Raw genomic sequence first — 17,730 nt, 5'->3', positions numbered from 1 at the left:
TGCAAGAGGACAACGATGTCGATCACCCACCGGAGGTCTCCCGCATGCGATGGACCCGGCGCCTGCGCCTGTGCACGGCGGGGCTGGTGACAGCGTCCGCGCTGTTCGCCCTGCCCACCGCACAGGCCGCCGAGCCGCGCGACGGCCAACTCACCGACCTGGTCAACCCGTTCATCGGAACGCAGAACGAGGGCAACACCTATCCCGGCGCCGCCGTGCCCTTCGGCATGGTGCAGTTCTCCCCGGACACCGGCCACAACACCGGCTACGACCACTCCCAGAACCACGTCCGCGGCTTCTCCCTCGTCCACCTCTCGGGCGTCGGCTGCGGCCTCGGCGGCGACCTGCCCGTCCTGCCCACGACGGGGGACATCACCCGGACGGACGACGCGCAGTACGCGGCGGAGTTCGGCCACGAGACCGAGGAGGCGCACCCCGGCTACTACCGGGCGGACCTGAAGTCCGGGATCGGGGCCGAGCTGACGGCCACCGCGCGCACCGGCGTGCAGCGCTACACCTTCCCGGCCACCGACAAGGCCAACGTGCTGCTGAACGCGGGCCAGTCGCTGCACAGGACGGTCGCGACGAAGGTCGAGATCCTCGACGACCACACCGTCCGCACGGCGATCACCGGCAGCGGCTTCTGCCAGTCCACCAAGCCCTACACGGTGTACACGATCACCCGCTTCGACCGGCCGTTCACCACCGCGGGCACCTGGAACGGCGACACCGTCACCGGTGCCAGGGAGGTGACCGGCACCACCGGGCGCACCGGGGCCTTCGTGCGCTTCGACACCACCGAGGACCGCACGGTCGAGGCGACCACCGCGCTCTCGTACGTGGACGCCCGCGGCGCGGCCGTCAACCTCCGCTCCGAGGGCGGCCGTTCCTTCGACGCGGTCCGTTCCGCCGCCCGCCGGGCCTGGGCGGACCGGCTCGACGACGTGAGGGCGAAGGGCGGCACCGAAACCCTGCGGCGCACCTTCTACTCGTCGCTCTACCGCTCCTTCCTCGCGCCCAACATCGGCAGTGACGCCGACGGCCGCTACACCGGCTGGGACCAGCGGATCCACCGCGCCAAGGGCTTCACGTACTACCAGAACTGGTCGCTGTGGGACACCTACCGCACCCAGTCGCAGCTCCTGTCCCTGCTCGCGCCCCGTGAGGCCCGGGACATGGCGATCTCGGTGATCAGGATCGACGAGGAGAGCGGCTGGCTGCCCAAGTGGGGCTACGGCACGGTCGAGACGAACATCATGACCGGCGACCCGGTCACCCCGTTCCTCACCAACGCCTACCAGCAGGGCCTGCTCAAGGGGTACGAGGAGCGGGCGTACCGGGCGCTGAGGAAGAACGCCGACGGCGTGCCGCCGGCCGACTCGCCCGCGGTGGGCCGCGAGGCGAACAAGGAGTACATCGCGAACGGCTTCGCCCCGTACCTCAAGGGGGTCCGTCCGCACGCGAAGCCCGGCGACTCGGACTTCGACCACGGCGCCTCCGTGACCCTGGAGTACGCCCTGTCGGACGCCGTGCTCGGCGTGATGGCGAGGGAGCTGGGCCACGACGAGGACGCGGCGCGCTATCTGGCGCGGTCCCGGAACTACCGGACCGTCCACGACCCCTCGACCGGTTTCTTCCGCGCCCGGGACGCCTCCGGGGCCTTCACCGGGCCCGTCGACCCGGCCCAGGGCGTCGGCTTCCACGAGGGCACGTCCTGGCAGTACCAGTGGCTCGTGCCGCAGGACCTGCCGGGCGTGATCGACATGATCGGCGGCAAGCAGGCGGCCAACGACCGGCTCGACTCGTTCTTCGCCTACGGGCAGTTGCTGAAGGACCCCGCGAAGACGGCCCGCGAGGTCTGGGTCAACGGCCCGTACGCCTACTACAACGCCGACAAGTACAACCCGCAGAACGAGCCCGACCTGATCGCCCCGTACACCTACCTGTCCACCGGGCAGCCGTGGAAGACGACCGACGTCGTGCACGCGGCGCTGACCCTGTTCACCGACGCGCCGACCGGCATGACCGGCAACGACGACCTCGGCACGATGTCCGCCTGGAACGTCCTGTCGTCCATCGGGATCTTCCCGGTGCAGCCCGGCCACGACACCTGGGGCCTGTCCACACCCGTCTTCGAGCGGGTCGACCTCACCCTCGACCGGCGCTACTACCCGCGCGGCGCCCTCACGATCACGGCACCCGGCACCTCGGACACCGACCGGTACATCAGGTCGGCCCGTCTCGACGGTTCGCCGTACGCTCGTACGTATCTGACGACCGACACCCTGAAGAACACCCGGTCGCTCCGCTTCACCGTCGGTCCGGAGCCGTCCGAGTGGGGAACGGCGGCCTCCGCGGCACCTCCGGTCCTGAAGTGACACCAGACGTGTCCTGAGGCGAGCGAGTCCCGTCCCTCCTCCGAGGGGCGGGACTTAATCCGCTGTTAACTGTGCGTAACTTGATCGTACTTGACCGTAATCACCGGTACGGGTTGACTGCAGGTCCACCCACCCGTCGTCGACGCGAGAGCAGGCCCTTGATCTCCGACCCCCTCGCACCACTCGACCTGGCGTTCTGGAACATCGAGTCCGACCGGCACCCGATGCACCTCGGAGCCCTCGGTGTCTTCGCCGCGCACTCGCCCACCGCCGGCGCCCACGCCGCGGACCTGCTCGCGGCCCGCGCCGCGGCCGTCCCCGGGCTGCGCATGCGCATCCGCGACGTGTGGCAGCCCACCGCCCCGCTCGCCTTCGGCGGCGCGGCCCGCGAGAGCGCGCCCGACTTCGAGCCGCTGGACCACGTCCTGCTGCACAAGCCGACCGCCGACTTCCACGCCGAGGCCGGCCGGCTCATGGAACGCCCGCTGGAGCGCGGCCGGCCCCCGTGGGAGGCGCACGTGCTGCCGGGTGAGGACGGCACGTCCTTCGCGGTGCTCTTCAAGTTCCACCACGCGCTCGCCGACGGACTCAGGGCGCTGATGCTCGCCGCCGCCATCATGGACCCGATGGACCTGCCGGAACCCCGCCCGCGTCCCGCGGAGCCGCCCCGGGGCCTCTTCCCGGACGTCCGCAAGCTGCCCGGTCTGGTCCGCGACACCCTCTCCGACGTGAGCCGCGCCCTGGACATCGGCACCTCGGTGGCCCGCGCCACACTCACCGCGCGCTCCTCGCCCGCCCTCACCTCCGCGCCCACCGGAACCCGGCGCACCGCCGGGGTGGTGATCGACCTCGACGAGGTGCACATCGTCCGCAAGACCGTCGGCGGCACCGTCAACGACGTCCTGATCGCGGTCGTCGCGGGCGCCCTGCGCCGCTGGCTCGACGAACGCGGCGACGGCAGCGAGGGGGTCTCCCCGCGCGCCCTGATCCCCGTCTCCCGGCGCCGGCCGCGCACCGCTCAGCCGCAGGGAAACCGGCTCTCCGGCTACCTGATACGGCTTCCCGTGGACGACCCGGACCCGCTCGGCCGGCTGCGTGCCGTGCGGACGGAGATGGACCGGAACAAGGACGCCGGGCCCAACCGGGGCGCGGGCGCCGTCGCGCTGCTCGCCGACCACGTCCCGCCGCTCGGACACCGGCTCGGCGGGCCGGTGGTGGGCCAGGCCGCCCGGCTGCTGTTCGACATCCTCGTCACCAGCGTGCCGCTGCCCAGTCTCGGTCTGAAGCTCGGCGGCTGCCCGCTCGCCGAGGTGTACCCGTTCGCCCCGCTGGCCCGGGGCCAGGCCCTCGCGGTGGCCGTCTCGACGTTCCGCGGGAAGGTCCACTACGGCCTTGTGGCCGACGCCGAGGCCGTTCCCGACCTCGATCTGCTGGCCCGTTCCCTGGCCGAGGAGGTGCGCGTACTGATCACCGCCTGCACGCCATGATCACAACGGGTTTGGTGCCGCGCGCGATTGGTCCGTAAAATTCCGCCTTCGAAAGCGAGCGCGGTTTCGAACGCGGCGCACAACCCGAGGAACGGCAGCGATGACGGTGACAGAGGACGGCCGGGCGACCCCCGCCGTGGACACGACAGAGGCGGCCGTCGCGTTCGGTCCCGGTATCGACCCCGAGCGGCTGGCCGTCTGCCTCGGCGTGCTCGACGAACTCGAGAAGCTCGAGGTCGACCACCCCGACGCCATCGCCGTGCGCCGCGCCACCGCCGGCATCTACCGGACCGTGAAGCAGCGCCGCCGCCAGGAGCGCCGCGCCGCCAAGACCGCCCACGACAAGATGGTCACCGAGTCCACCGCGACCGGCTCCGCCCAGCGCATCGACGACGAGACCGAGGGCATCCTGCCCTCGTCCGTCACCGAGGCCGGCCAGATCGCGGGCATACTCCAGCGGCCGCGGTCCTGCTACACCTGCAAGACGCGGTACGTCGAGGTCGACTACTTCTACCACCAGCTCTGCCAGGACTGCGCCGCCCTGAACCGCTCCCGCCGCGACGCCCGCACCGACCTCACCGGCAAGCGGGCGCTGCTCACCGGTGGCCGCGCCAAGATCGGCATGTACATCGCGCTGCGCCTGCTGCGCGACGGCGCGCACACCACGATCACCACGCGCTTCCCGAACGACGCGATCCGCCGCTTCAAGGCGATGGACGACTCGGCGGAGTGGATCCACCGGCTGGAGGTCGTCGGCATCGACCTGCGCGACCCGGCCCAGGCCGTGGCGCTGGCCGACCGCGTCGCCGAGCAGGGTCCGCTCGACATCCTGATCAACAACGCCACCCAGACCGTGCGCCGACTGCCCTCCGCGTACGCCGCGCTCGTCGAGGGCGAGAGCGCCCCGCTGCCCGCGGGCGAGCTGCCCGCCCAGCACCTCATCGGCGCCTTCAACTCCGGTGCGGTCGACGGACTGCAGGCGCTGCCCGTCGGCGTCTCCGGCCTGGAGGCGCAGAAGGTGGCCGACCTCGCCCTGGTCGCCGGCAATGCCAGCGTCGTCCGCCACCGCGAGGGCACCGCGATCGACGCGGGCGGTCTGCTCCCCGACGTCGTCGAGAGCAACACCTGGGTGCAGACCATCGAGCAGATCTCCCCGGTCGAGCTGCTCGAGACCCAGCTGTGCAACTACACGGCGCCGTTCATCCTGATCAGCAAGCTGCGGCCGCAGATGGCCGAGGCGGCCCGGGCGGCGGCCACGGGCCGCGCCTACGTCGTCAACGTCTCCGCGATGGAGGGCGTGTTCGGCCGCGGCTACAAGGGCGCGGGCCACCCGAACACGAACGCCGCGAAGGCCGCCATGAACATGGTGACCCGCACCAGCGCCCAGGAGATGTTCGAGACCGACGGCATCCTGATGACCTCGGTCGACACCGGCTGGATCACCGACGAGCGCCCGCACTACGACAAGCTGCGCCTGGCCGACGAGGGCTTCCACGCCCCGCTCGACCTCGTCGACGGCGCGGCCCGCGTGTACGACCCGATCGTCCGCGGCGAGCTGGGCGAGGACCTGTACGGCGTCTTCATGAAGGACTACGCGCCCGGCAAGTGGTAGGACCGCCGGCTACCGCGCGGACCCCCCTCCACCGGGGGTCCGCCGGCGCAGCCGTTCGTGGACGGCGTGGGCACGCGGGTCCGGGCGTGCCGCCCGGACCCGCGTGCCCCCGTCGACCAGCAGGTCGGCACCGGTGATCCACTCGGCCGCGTCGGAGACCAGCCAGGTCACGGCGCGGGCCACGTCCTCGGGCCGGCCGATCCGGCCGAGCGGGAGCGAAGCACCCAGTTCGTCCTCCGCGCCCTCCCACACGAACCGGGCCATCTCGGTGCGGACGAGGCCGGGCGAGACCGAGTTGACCCGGACCCCCGGCGCCAGCTCGCCGGCCAGCTGCCGGGTCAGATGGAGCAGGGCCGCCTTGCTGGTGCCGTACGCGCCGACCCGGGGTCCGACGTGCTCGGCGCCCTCCGTGCAGACGTTGACCACGGCTCCGCCGTGCTCGCCCATCCAGGCCCGCCAGGCGCACTGCACCAGGCGCAGCGGCGCCTCGACGTTCACCGTGAACGCCTCGCGCCAGCGCTCCGGGTCGGCGTCCATGAGCGGGCCGTAGGGCTGGTTGGTCGCCGCGTTGTTGACCACGATGTCCAGGCGTCCGAAGGTGCGCAGCGCGAGTCCGGTCAGCTCCTCCAGATGCGCTCCGTCGGCGACCGAACCCGCGAGCCCGATTCCGCCGACCTGTTCGGCGGCGTGCCGCACCCCGTCCGGATCGCGCGCGCTCACGCAGACCCGGACACCCGCTCCGGCGAGCGCCTCGGCGACGGCGAGGCCGATTCCGCGCGAGGCGCCGGTGACGACGGCGGCCCTGCCCTGGAGTCCGTACGGCGGCGTCATCCGCGTACCGTCTCATGACGGGCCGTCAGCCGACAGACCCCGGCGACGGCCGCCGCCCGCCGGGGCGCCGGTGCCCTCAGTCCGCGGCGCCCAGCCGCACGGAACGTTCCGCCACCAGTTCCAGCAGGGTGCGCCAGTCCTCCATGTCCCCGGCGTACAGGCCGGGGACATGGCCGGCGTCGTCCGCCTGCCGCAGGGTCACCGCGTCCTCGGCCAGCGGGTCCTGCTCGAACGCCGCCGCCTCGTGCGGGGTCATCGCACCGTCCTGGGCGGTCACGGTCAGGGGGCCGAGCGGGGACGGTCCGCGGTCCGGCGAGACGGCCGCCAGATAGCGCTCCGTCGGGACGTGCAGACGTACGAGACCGGAGACCCGCTCGCCGAGGAGCGGCCGTACCGCGTCCGCGGCGTGGTCGGCGTGGTCGGCGTCGTCGCCCGGCCTGAGCAGGTGCCCGATGTCGTGCACCAGGCCGGCGACCTGGAGCTCCTTGTCGCTGGGGTGCCCCCGGCGCAGCAGCGCGGCGGTCTGCAGCGCGTGGTCGTGCAGATCCACGGAACCGCCGACGGGGTTCCCCCCGCCCGGGCGGGGCCGTGCGTGAGGGAGCGCCGGAGGCTCGTGGACGCCCCGGCAGGCGTGCAGCAGGTCCATCAGCTCCTCGACGCTGCGCAGCTCCATGCGTCAGTCCTCCCGCGAGAAAAGCCGTTGCCGTGCGACAGCAGAGCATGGGCTCCTTGCGAACCGGCCAACGGGAACTGAACTGCGTGACGTCTTCGGTGCCGGATGCGTGCGACGGCCGTCGGCCGATGGTGACCCAGTCCCGCCCGTGAGGGGCCCCGACGCCCCGTCCGAGGGCGATATTGAGCCGAATGGGTGGCCGCGAAGAGGGCATCATGTTTCAAATCGCCGCAGATCGAGGCCTGGTGGGTCCTGGATGACGTGTGATGGTTACCTCAAGTTTTCAGCCCCATAGAGCGGGGCCCCGCTCATTTGGTTAGGCTGTAGCCGACGGACAGACTCACTGGGGTCCACCCACACCCACGGTCCGTCCCGGGACAAGCCGGTCACCACGGCCTGCTCTCACACGAGTTACCGGCGCCACCGCGTCCCTAACTGCTTCGACTCAGACCCGAGCGGACGTCAGGCGGCCCGAGAGCACCGGGCCCTGGCGTCCCGAGGGTGACCCGACACATAAGGAGTGCGCGGTGACACCAGAGAAGACGAAACTCGACCAGGGCCCCAAGGAACGCATGGAGCGCCTCGGCGACGGTTCCGACACCAAGCTCGGAAGCCTGGACGTGTGGGCCAGGTCCGCTCCGATCCGCCTCGCGGGCTACGAGGACGACCTCGCCGAGCCCCACATCCTGCCCAGCGTCGACTGACCGACACCGGGATCCGGCGCGATCGGGCACGGCACGGGAGTGCCGGACCCGCGCTCGTGCAGAGCAGGGGAAGCCGCGGCCGACGAACGGCCGCGGCTTCGGCGTGTGACGCCACGGCCCGGGCGGACGGGAATCGTCGGACAGCCCTTAGCCGAGCGGGGCCGTGCGGCGCCACGGGTGGAGTACTTCCAGTTGCCCGGCCACGTCCAGCAGGGCGGCCTCGGAGCCGGGCAGGCCGACGAGCTGGACGGCGCAGGGGGTGCCGTTCGGCAGCTTCCCGAACGGCACCGACATCGCGGGCCAGCCGGTGAGGTTCCAGGGCGGGGTCATCGGCGAGTAGGTGGTGTTGGCCAGGACGTTGCGCAGCCAGCCCCGCTTGTGCCAGTCGACGGAGGAGGGACTGCGCCGGGCGAGCGCCGGGGTGAGCAGCACGTCGTGCTCCGCGAAGAACGCCGCCAGGCGTCCGCGCAGCTGCTCGCGGCGTTCCCCCTTGCGCACCCCGGTCACGAAGCGGCGCCCGATCGCGGCGTGCACGCGGGTGCGCCGGGCCAGCCTGCGCGGGTCGAGGTCCTCGGCGTCCACGGCTGTGCCCGCCGTCCAGTGCGCGAGTGAGGCCGTGCTCAGCCAGAGCGGGTACGGCGGGTTCGCGGTCCGCACCCGGTGGCCCGCCTCGGCCAGCAGGGCGGCGGCCTCCCGGGCCGCGTCCGTATACGGCCGGGTGACGTGGACACCGGCCAGCGGGCTGCGTACCGAGAGGGCGATCCTGCGGGTGACGGGCTCCGTGGGCGGCGCCGGCTCGATGTCCGCGAGGAGGGAGAACACCAGCCGGGCGTCCTCGACCGTCGTGGCCAGCGGGCCGTTCTCCGACATGCCGAACCAGTCGCCGTGGCCGATCCCGGCGGGGATCACCCCGTGGCCCGGCTTCAGGGTGACCAGACCGCAGTTGGCGGCGGGGATGCGCAGCGAGCCCATGCCGTCGTTGCCGAGCGCGATCGGCACCATCGCGGCGGCGACCGCCGCCGCGCTGCCCCCGAGGAGCCGCCCGCCGTGCGCGACAGGTCCCAGGGGTTGCGGGCGTTGCCGTACACGCCCTCCGTGGTGCCGAAGACGCAGAGCTCGGGCACGTTCGTCAGGCCCACCACGACGGCGCCCGCCGCACGCAGCCGGGCCACGGTGACGTGATCCTCCTCGGCGGGGGTGTCCGCGGTCGCGGCGGAACCGTTGCGGGTCGACTCGCCGCGCACCGCGAGGTTGTCCTTCACCGCCACCGGCACCCCCGCCAGGGGGAGCCGGCCGAGGTCCCGGCCGGCCAGCTCGTCGGCCTCCGCGAGGGCGGCCTCGGCGCGGACCGTACGGAAGGCGCCGACGCGCCCGTCGAGGCGTTCGATCCGCGCGAGGTGTTCGGCCACCACCTCGCGGGGGGTGACCTTCTTCTCGCGTACGGCTGCGGCGATCTCGGTGGCGGTCCGGCCGGCCCAGATGGTCACGGGCGCTCCTCACTCGTGTCGTACTGGTGAGTAGTTACGGGAGCACTCTGCCCTCAGCCGAGGCACCGCGTCGAGAGCCCGAGGCCCCGGACCTTCGGCGACTCCGGGGCTCCGGGCCTCGGTCCGGCCTCCCGGATCTCGCGGCCGGGCCGTCCCGGCGGTACCTTCCGGTCCGCCGGCCCCGCCCGGCGGCCGGCCGGTGACCCGAAGGAAGGACCCGCATGTCGGACTCCCAGGACTTCGACGTCCCGGCGGCCGTCCTCGGCCGGAGCGGCGTTCCCGTCAGCGCGCTGTCCTTCGGCGCCGCCGGTATCGGCAACCTGTACACCGAGGTCACCGACGAGCAGACGCACGAGGCGGTCACGGCCGCCTGGACGAGCGGCATCCGCTACTTCGACACGGCCCCGCACTACGGCCTCGGCCTGTCCGAACGGCGCCTGGGCGCGGCCCTGCGCGAGCTGCCCCGCGCGCGGTACACCGTGTCCACCAAGGTGGGCCGTCTCCTGGAGCCCGTGGACACGGGTGGCGACGACCTGGCCGACGGCTTCGCCGTGCCCGCCACGCACCGCCGGGTCTGGGACTTCAGCGCCGACGGCGTACGGCGGAGCCTGGACGCCAGCCTCGAACGGCTCGGCCTCGACCACGTGGACGTCGTCTACCTCCACGACCCCGACGACCACGGCGAGCAGGCGCTGCGCGAGGCCTTCCCCGCACTGGCGGAGCTGCGCTCGCAGGGCGTGGTGCGCGCGATCGGCGTGGGCATGAACCAGACGCGGATGCCCGAACGGTTCGTCCGCGAGACCGATGTCGACGTGGTGCTGTGCGCGGGCCGCTACACCCTCCTGGACCAGGACGCCCTCACCGGACTGCTGCCCGCGGCCCGGGCCCGCGGCGTCTCCGTCGTCGTCGGCGGCGCCTTCAACTCCGGTCTGCTGGCGGACCCGCGGCCCGGAGCGACGTACGACTACACCGTGGCGCCGAGCGCGCTGCTGGACCGCGCGCTGCGGCTCCGGGAGGTCGCGGGACGGCACGGCACCACTCTGCGCGCCGCCGCCCTGGCCTTCCCCGCCGCCCATCCGGCCGTGGCGAGCGTCCTGGCCGGGGCCCGCACGGCGGCCGAAGTCCGGGACTGCGCCGAGCAGTTCGCGACCGATGTCCCCCCGGACTTCTGGCGGGAACTGCGCGCGGAGGGTCTGCTCCCCGCCGACGCACCCTTCCCCGCCCCGGAGCAGGAGTGAGGGTCGACGCGCGCCGGCGCGAGGTCCGTCACCGGTGCGGGACCCGTCGCCCCGCCGTGCCCTCCAGCCGGGTCGGCGGGAGGAAGTCGCGCACATAGGTCCGGTGCCAGCACGCGCCCGTCCCGCGCAGCTCGCGCCAGGTCGTGTACCGGTAGCGGAAGAGGCGGGCGCGGACGTAGCGGGGCGGCGCGTCGGCGGGGAACGGGGAGCGGCGCAGCAGCCGCAGAGTGTCACGGTCGTTCTCCAGGAGCCGCTCCACGAGGCCGGAGAACCAGGTGCCGGCGTATCCGGGAGAGAGCGCCACGAACCACATCAGCCAGTCGAGCCGCAGATGGTACGGGGCGAACTGGCGCGGCCAGTGCCGCGGGTCGCCCGGCTTGCCCTTGAACTCGTACTCCCGCCACTCGGAGTCCTCGCGCGGCACCTCGTCCGCCGTGCCCTCGACGACCACCTCGTGGCGCATCCTGCTGACGCTGCCGAACGCCCCGTAGGTGTTCACCAGATGGAGCGGGTCGAAGGAGCGGTTCATGACCTGCCGACGGGAGATCAGATTGCGGGCCGGGCGGTAGCTGAGGGTCACCAGACCCGCCGCCGCCACCAGCACGACCACCTCGTACCACAGCGGCGCGGCGGGGACCCCCGGAGCGGTGCCGGGCAGTTCGGTCATGCTCAGGGCGAGCACGATCGTCGTCCAGTTCAGCCAGGAGAAGTTGCCGGACAGGACCAGCCACAGCTGGGTCAGGATCATCAGCGAGGCCGCGGCCGTCGCGATCGGCTGCGGGGTGAACAGCAGCACGGGAAGCACGAGTTGGGTGAAGTGGTTCGCGGCCGCCTCGACCCGGTGGAAGGGCTTCGGCAGATGGTGGAAGAACCAGCTCAGCGGACCCGGCATCGGCTGGGTCTCGTGGTGGTAGTAGAGGCAGGTCAGCTTCCGCCAGCAGGCGTCGCCCCGCATCTTGATCAGCCCCGCGCCGAACTCCACGCGGAACAGCACCCAGCGCATGAGGAACAGGACGACCACCGGCGGCGCCACCTCGTCGTTGCCGAGGAAGACCGCGAGGAAGCCCACCTCGAGGAGCAGCGACTCCCAGCCGAACGCGTACCAGGTCTGACCGACGTTGACGACCGACAGGTACAGGGCCCACGGGACGAGCCACAGCAGCATCGCGCCCCACAGCGGCAGCAGCCCGTCGAGTCCGGCGGCCAGCGCCGCCGACACCGCGCAGCCCGTCCAGCACCAGGCGGCGTAGAAGCGGTCGGAGTAGCGCCAGTGGAACACGCTCGGGGCGTCCCGGAACGCGACCCGCCGCACGAAGCGGGGCACGGGCAGCATCCCGCGCTCCCCGGTCAGCGCGCGGAACTGCAGGACCGCGCCCAGGAACGCGACCAGATACAGCACGGCCAGTCCCCGCTGGAACACCAGCCGGCCCATCCAGTAATCGGGTGCGACGAACCACTCCATGGCGCGTGCTCCTCTCCCCTCCATTGTGACGCTGGGTGACCGATTTCCGCTTGCGTGCGCCAAGAGGGTGACGCAGACAATGAGGCACCAACTGCCCGGGACGAACGGGAGAGACGTGGTGCACATACCCACCAGGACCTTCGCCGCGGCCTGCTCGCTCGCGGCCGCGCTCCTCGTCGTCGCGGGCTGCGGCGGCGGTGGCGGGGACACGGCCCCGAACGGATCCACCGGCGGCGAGGTGCTCCTCCAACCCCTCGCGGACCCGGGGCCCGACCCCTTCACGGCACCCACCGACACCACCCCCGCGCCCCGGCCGCCCGTCACCCGAACGCCGCAACCGTCCTCCACCGGCACGCGGGGGACGCGCTCCGTCTCGGGCGCCACACCGGGCCTGTACGGCGGCACCCGGAACTCCGGCAGCTGCGATGTCGAGAGGCAGATCCGCTACCTCGCCGCCGACCGGGCCAGGACCCGCGCCTTCGCCGAGCTCTCCGGCGTCTCCCCGGGGTCCGTCCCGGACCACCTGCGCGGGCTGACCCCCGTCGTGCTGCGCGCGGACACCGTTGTCACGGACCACGGGTTCGCCGCCGGACGGGCGACCGGCTTCCAGGCCGTGCTCCAGGCCGGCACCGCCGTCCTCGTCGACGACCGGGGCGTCCCCCGGGTGCGCTGCGCCTGCGGCAACCCGCTGGGCCGGCCCACCGTGACCGACGGTGACCCGGACACCCGGGGCAGGCCCTGGAGCGGGTACCGGCCCGGCCAGGTCGTCACGGTGACGCCGGCGCCCGACGCGATCACCGACATCACGATCGTCGACATCGGCGACGACACCTGGATCGAGCGGCCGGTCGGGTACGAGGGACACCGCCACGACCACGCCGTACCGCCGCCCGACGGCCCGACCCCGGGGCCGTACGACTCCGCTCCCGGGCACGAGCCCTCCGCCGACGCCTCGCGGGGCGGCCGCAGTCCGTCCCCGGACGCCTCCGCGTCCGACTGCCCCACGCCAACCGCGACGGTGACCCCGACGCCGGGGACCGGGGAGGGCACCCCCGACGAGAGCGCCGGGCCCGGCGCCGAGCCCACCGGCGCTCCGACGGACGGCGCCGCCATGGACGTGGCCGGCCCGGGCGCGCGCCCGAGCGCCGAGCCCCCGCACTGCCCCCGGGCCACCGTCACGGCGACGCCGACGACGACGGAGCCCGGGACCTCCCCGGCCCCCTCGGACGACACCACGGCCCCGCGGCCGGACCCGACCGCCCCGGACCGCTCGGGCGCCCCGGAGCCCTCGGCGTCGCGGGTCCCGCCCGACGAACCGGGCGCGCCCACCGAGGACCCCGAGCCGGAGGACCCCGACGCACCCGAGGGCGGGCTGATCCCCGACGGACCGACCGGTCCGGACAGCGTCTTCGACGTCTCGGCCGACGCTCCGGGGAGGTGAACGCCCTCTCGTCCCGGGCCCGGAATCCGGGCCTCCCAGAAGTCGAACAATCGGGCAAATGCTGGCATGGTTGCCCCATGGTTGATCGGGGAGCGAGCGCCCTGTCACTCCCGGACGACTGGCCCGCCCACCCGGATCCGATCCTGGCGCTCAACCGCATGGGCAGCTTCGACTGGGACCTGGACACCGGCATCATGCAGATGGACGCCCAGGCCCACGAGGTCTTCGACGTGCGCCCGGACGAATACGACGGGAACCCCGCCACCCTCGGCATGCGCGTTCCTCCGGCCGAGGCGCGACGGCTCGACACGATGGTCTCGCACGCCCTCAAGGACGGCAGCGAGAACTACGGCGCCTACTTCCGCATCCGCCGCCGCGACGGCAACCTGCGCTGGACCCACACCCAGGGCTACATCCGCCGCGACGAGACCGGCCGGCCGCGCCGGATCATCGGCATCGTCCGCGACGCCACGGCGGAGCTCGACGAGAGCGTGGCGCGCCGCGAACAGACCGTCCGGCACGAGGTACGGCGCCAGCAGACCAGCGTCGTCCAGCTGACCACGGCCGCGCTGGCCCACGCCGTCACCGTGCAGGACGTCATCGACGTGCTGCAGGACACCCACGGCCTCACCCACCTCGGGGCGGCCAGCCTGGTCATGGGCCTGGTGGAGGCCGGCCGCATCCGCATGGTCGCCACGGGCCCCGAGCACAGCTACGTCCCCGGCACCCGCATCACGCGCCTGGACGCGCAGTACCCGATGAACGAGGTCGTACGGACCCTCGTACCGCACTTCATCGAGTCGCCCGAGGAGTTCGCCGAGTCGTATCCGCTCCTGTGGCCGAACATCACCGACCTGAAGATCACCTCGGCCGCCTATCTGCCGCTCATCGTGCAGGCCCGCCCCATCGGCGCCATCGGCCTGCTCTACAACGACCGGCACGGCTTCTCGGAGGACGAGCGCAACGTCCTCGTCGCGCTCGGCAGCAGCATCGCCCAGAGCCTCCAGCGGGCCATGTTCTTCGAACAGGAGAAGGACCTCGCCCAGGGCCTCCAGCAGGCCATGCTGCCGCGCTCCATCCCCAGCGTGAACGGCGCCGACATCGCCGTCCGCTACCGTTCCGCCTCGCTCGGCCGCGACATCGGCGGCGACTGGTACGACCTGATCCCGCTGCCCGGCGGACGCGTCGGCGCGGTCATCGGCGACGTCCAGGGCCACGACACCCACGCGGCCGCCGTCATGGGCCAGCTGCGCATCGTCCTGCGCGCCTACGCGGCCGAGGGCCACACCCCGGCCACCGTGATGGCCCGCGCCTCGGTCTTCCTCCACGAACTCGACACCGACCGCTTCGCGACCTGTCTGTACGCGGAGATCGACCTGTCCACCGGGGTGACCCAGCTGGTCCGCGCCGGCCACATCGACCCGCTCCTGCGGTACGCCGACCGGACCTGCCGGCGGCTGCCCCTGGAGGGCGGCCTGCCGCTCGGCCTGTCCGCCGAGTTCGGACGCCTCGAGTACCCGGTCGCCACCGTGGAACTCGACCCCGGCGAGACCCTGCTGCTGTGCACCGACGGGCTCGTCGAGGAGCCGGGCGTCGACCTCGCCGAGGGCATGCGCATCCTCGGGGAGCTCATCCGCGGCGGCCCGGACGACGTCAGCGACCTGGCCGACCGGCTCATCGACATGGCCGAGGAGCGCGGCGGCGACGACGACGTCGCCCTGCTGCTCCTGCGCCGCCACGGTCTGATCGACCAGCGCTCGGGCGGACGCCTCCAGCAGCACGTGGCGCCCGGCGACCCGGAGGCGCTCAGCGAGGCCCGCCACATGATCCGGGCCGCCGTCCGCGCGTGGGGAGCCGGTGAGCGGGCCGACGAGATCGAGCTGGTCGCCGACGAGCTGATCACCAACGCCCTCATGCACACCGAGGGCTCGGCCGTCGTCACCCTGCGCGTCCTGGCCGGGTCCGACCGCAGACTGCGCGTCGAGGTCGAGGACTCCTCCAGCGCGCTGCCGCGCCGCCGCGAGGCGGGCGAGTCCGGTGTCTCGGGCCGGGGGCTGCTGCTCGTCGACCGCCTCACCGACGTCTGGGGCGTCGAGGCGCGCGGCGGCGGCAAATGCGTGTGGTGCGAGTTCATGGTGCGGGAACGCGGCTGATCCCCGGCGAGTGACGACGCCGCCGCCGGGGTCCCCGGGCTCTTCGAGCAGGGGTACCCCGGCGGCGGTGGAGCGCTCCCACGGGTCGGCCGACGGGCGTCCGACTGTTCGAACGGCCGGCTCCTCGGTGACCCGAGCGGTGAAGCGGCCGTGGATCAGGGGGAGTTGAGCGTCACGAGGTGTTCGCCGTCCGACGTGCGCACCTCGAACCGGCGGATCTCGTCGGTCCGCATCGACGAGCCCCCCTGCATGGTGATGGCGTCGTCGTTGTGCGCGGGCTCCATCCAGCTCGTCACCGACTGCTCCGAGCCGTCCTTGCCGATGGCGACGAGCTCGCAGGAGCGGGGGCCCTTGACGTCCCTGACCGCGACCTCGACCTCGCTGCCCCAGAGCCGTTCCCGGGTGGTCACCTGGGCCCAGACCCCGGTCTCGGCGTCGGTCCTGGCCATCTGGCTCGACGGGGGGCCGTCCGCGACGACCCTGTCGGAGGGGGAGTCGTGGCCGACGGCGAGCGTCATCGCGGACCCGCCCACCGCGAGCACCACGGAGGCCGCCAGGGCGAACAGGAGGCGCCGGCGCCCGGCCCGGTTGCGTGTGGCCACCTCGCCGAGCAGCTTGTCGAGCAGTCGCGGACCGGGAGCGGCGAAAGGGTGCACGCTGCGCGGCGTCGAGCGGCGGTACAGCATCAACTGCCGTGTGGCGGGCCGGTACTCGCTGACGAACGCCGTGCACTGAGCGCACTCCACGAGGTGGTCCTCGAAGCGGAAGGCTTCCGCCTCGCCGAGCACGCCGAGCGCGTAGGCGCCGACGTCGCGATGCCGTTCCAGGGACCTCATACCGAATACCGAATCCTCGTGGCGTGGGTGCGGACTGTGAGTGGTGTTGCTGTTGCCCACGGGTACGCATCTGAGCGCCGAATCACTCAAGACTCGCCAGGAATCGGGGTGAAGACATTCGGAGCGGGGGTGCTCGCGGATTGGTGCGAGTGCGGGAAAGTTGTTCCCGGCCTGGTCGGGGCCGCCGCCGGAAGTGCTTCCGGCGCGGTCACGGCCGTCGTCAGAAGAGGTGGATGGCCAGATGTCCGAGCGGCAGCCCCAGCCGCCAGGCCGCCGTCCACACCTTGGGACCGTCGTCCTCGCCGGGCACGGAACCGCCGCCGGGCACCGCGTCCAGGTCCGGAGCGAGCAGTTCCGTCTCCTCCAGCCACCGCCAGGCCGCGGCCGCCAGTTCCAGATCGGGGTCGGGCGCGGTGTGTCCGCCGGCCTCGGCCGCGCGCAGCGCGAGGCGCTCGCGCACCCAGGTGTGCCAGGGCTGGTCGTACGCCGTCAGCGAGAGCCAGGTCTCCAGCTGGGTGATGACCCGGATCCCGGAGAGTTCGCCGCCGCTGTCCGACAGGAAGACCGTCAGCGCGAGGGCGTCGCGCCCGGCGCGGAACTCGAAGGAGGTGGGCGGCATCAGGTCGCCCGTCCGCAGCAGCTCGTCGGCGATGTACTCGGCGTACAACCAGGCCATGGGAACGGTGAGTTCGCCCCCGCCGGTGCCGTCCGTGCTTTCTTGCCCTCTGTGCAGCATCCCTTCCTGCCTTCCTCCGGTGCGTGCGCGTCGCCCGACCCCGGGCCCCAGTCCGGAACACGGATGAGCCAAGCTGATTGCTCAACCATGGTCCTCAGCAAGGCGCTTTACGGAGGCTTGACCAAGTCTTCGGTTTCATCGCAGGTCGGCCGCGTATCCCGGAAGGACCCGGCGCAGGGCGCGCAGCGCGTAGTACGCGCGGGACTTCACCGTACCGGGCGGGATCCCCAGTGCCGCGGCGGCCTCCGCCACACTCGCCCCCTGGAAGTACACCAGCACCAGGACTTCACGGTGTTCGGGAGTGAGAGTCTTCACAGCCTCCCGCACGTCGAGCGTCGCCGCCGACCGTTCGGCGTGATCGGCGCAGATCCGCGCGTTGTCGAGGACCGCGTCCCCGACCTCCGGCGGCCGTGCCTGCCGGGCCCGCCGCGCGTCGATGGCCAGCCGCCGCCCCACGGTCAGCAGCCAGGGCCGTACGGAGTCGAAGTCGTCGGCACGCAGGGCCTCGGGATGCTGCCAGGCGCGTACGAACGTCTCCTGCAGCAGATCCTCGGCGCGCTGGCGGTCGCCGTCGGACAGGCGCAGCAGCAGGGCGAAGAGGGGGCGGCCGTGCTCGCGCTGCAGTGCGGCCAGCTCGTGCTCGGCGGTCGTCCTGGGGGTGATGGTGGTGGTTCCGGCCGTCATGGCGTGTA

At 72.7% G+C, this 17,730-nt stretch carries 13 protein-coding genes and 1 pseudogene; 7 read left to right on the top strand and 7 right to left on the bottom strand.

Features of this window, described 5'->3' with window-relative positions; genetic code table 11:
* Positions 1-44 precede the first annotated feature (44 nt).
* The 3 genes from ACICHK_RS06960 (at position 45) to ACICHK_RS06950 (ending at position 5,477) form a co-directional block, all read left to right on the top strand.
* Positions 45-2,378: a GH92 family glycosyl hydrolase gene (locus ACICHK_RS06960; RefSeq protein WP_406836223.1), complete on the top strand. Its 2,334-nt coding sequence runs from the start codon at positions 45-47 to the stop codon at positions 2,376-2,378.
* A 158-nt stretch (positions 2,379-2,536) separates the two neighbouring features.
* Positions 2,537-3,865, top strand: coding sequence for a wax ester/triacylglycerol synthase family O-acyltransferase (locus ACICHK_RS06955; RefSeq protein WP_151474579.1), 1,329 nt, complete (start codon positions 2,537-2,539; stop codon positions 3,863-3,865).
* A 100-nt stretch (positions 3,866-3,965) separates the two neighbouring features.
* A complete protein-coding gene (locus ACICHK_RS06950) occupies positions 3,966-5,477 on the top strand; it encodes an SDR family NAD(P)-dependent oxidoreductase (RefSeq protein ID WP_406836222.1) in 1,512 nt (503 codons plus the stop codon).
* 9 nt (positions 5,478-5,486) lie between these two features.
* Here the strand turns inward: ACICHK_RS06950 and ACICHK_RS06945 are convergent, their stop codons facing one another.
* Positions 5,487-6,308 carry an SDR family oxidoreductase gene (locus tag ACICHK_RS06945; RefSeq protein WP_406836221.1) on the bottom strand — a complete coding sequence of 274 codons (822 nt, stop codon included), beginning with the start codon at positions 6,306-6,308 and terminating at the stop codon, positions 5,487-5,489.
* A 76-nt stretch (positions 6,309-6,384) separates the two neighbouring features.
* Positions 6,385-6,981: an HD domain-containing protein gene (locus tag ACICHK_RS06940; protein ID WP_406836220.1), complete on the bottom strand. Its 597-nt coding sequence runs from the start codon at positions 6,979-6,981 to the stop codon at positions 6,385-6,387.
* A gap of 527 nt (positions 6,982-7,508) precedes the next feature.
* Between ACICHK_RS06940 and ACICHK_RS06935 the strand changes: the two genes are divergently transcribed.
* Complete coding sequence (locus tag ACICHK_RS06935) at positions 7,509-7,685, top strand: hypothetical protein (protein WP_192582821.1); 177 nt, start codon at positions 7,509-7,511, stop codon at positions 7,683-7,685.
* 147 nt (positions 7,686-7,832) lie between these two features.
* Here the strand turns inward: ACICHK_RS06935 and ACICHK_RS06930 are convergent.
* Positions 7,833-9,172: pseudogene (locus ACICHK_RS06930) on the bottom strand (amidase).
* Between the two features lie 221 nt (positions 9,173-9,393).
* Here ACICHK_RS06930 and ACICHK_RS06925 point away from each other — a divergent pair.
* A complete protein-coding gene (locus ACICHK_RS06925) occupies positions 9,394-10,410 on the top strand; it encodes an aldo/keto reductase (RefSeq protein WP_406836218.1) in 1,017 nt (338 codons plus the stop codon).
* A gap of 28 nt (positions 10,411-10,438) precedes the next feature.
* Here ACICHK_RS06925 and ACICHK_RS06920 read toward each other — a convergent pair whose 3' ends face one another.
* Positions 10,439-11,872 (bottom strand): lipase maturation factor family protein, encoded by a 1,434-nt coding sequence (locus tag ACICHK_RS06920; protein ID WP_406836217.1) that lies wholly within the window; start codon positions 11,870-11,872, stop codon positions 10,439-10,441.
* A gap of 115 nt (positions 11,873-11,987) precedes the next feature.
* On the opposite strand from ACICHK_RS06920, the gene ACICHK_RS06915 reads away from it, so the two are divergent.
* The gene (locus tag ACICHK_RS06915) at positions 11,988-13,313 is read left to right on the top strand and encodes a DUF6777 domain-containing protein (RefSeq protein ID WP_406836216.1); all 1,326 of its coding nucleotides are present in this window, start codon (positions 11,988-11,990) and stop codon (positions 13,311-13,313) included.
* A gap of 77 nt (positions 13,314-13,390) precedes the next feature.
* Positions 13,391-15,466 (top strand): SpoIIE family protein phosphatase, encoded by a 2,076-nt coding sequence (locus ACICHK_RS06910; protein ID WP_406836215.1) that lies wholly within the window; start codon positions 13,391-13,393, stop codon positions 15,464-15,466.
* A gap of 155 nt (positions 15,467-15,621) precedes the next feature.
* Here the strand turns inward: ACICHK_RS06910 and ACICHK_RS06905 are convergent, their stop codons facing one another.
* The 3 genes from ACICHK_RS06905 to ACICHK_RS06895 form a co-directional block, all read right to left on the bottom strand.
* The gene (locus ACICHK_RS06905; protein ID WP_151474587.1) at positions 15,622-16,302 is read right to left on the bottom strand and encodes a zf-HC2 domain-containing protein; all 681 of its coding nucleotides are present in this window, start codon (positions 16,300-16,302) and stop codon (positions 15,622-15,624) included.
* A gap of 220 nt (positions 16,303-16,522) precedes the next feature.
* A complete protein-coding gene (locus tag ACICHK_RS06900; RefSeq protein ID WP_406836213.1) occupies positions 16,523-17,038 on the bottom strand; it encodes a hypothetical protein in 516 nt (171 codons plus the stop codon).
* A gap of 135 nt (positions 17,039-17,173) precedes the next feature.
* Positions 17,174-17,722: a sigma-70 family RNA polymerase sigma factor gene (locus ACICHK_RS06895; protein WP_151474589.1), complete on the bottom strand. Its 549-nt coding sequence runs from the start codon at positions 17,720-17,722 to the stop codon at positions 17,174-17,176.
* Positions 17,723-17,730: the final 8 nt, after the last annotated feature.

The organism is Streptomyces sp. AHU1, assembly GCF_045343905.1.
In the GTDB taxonomy this organism is placed as follows: domain Bacteria; phylum Actinomycetota; class Actinomycetes; order Streptomycetales; family Streptomycetaceae; genus Streptomyces; species Streptomyces triticiradicis.
The sequence above is the reverse complement of the archived record's forward strand: the minus strand, read 5'-3'. Positions and strand labels throughout refer to the sequence as shown.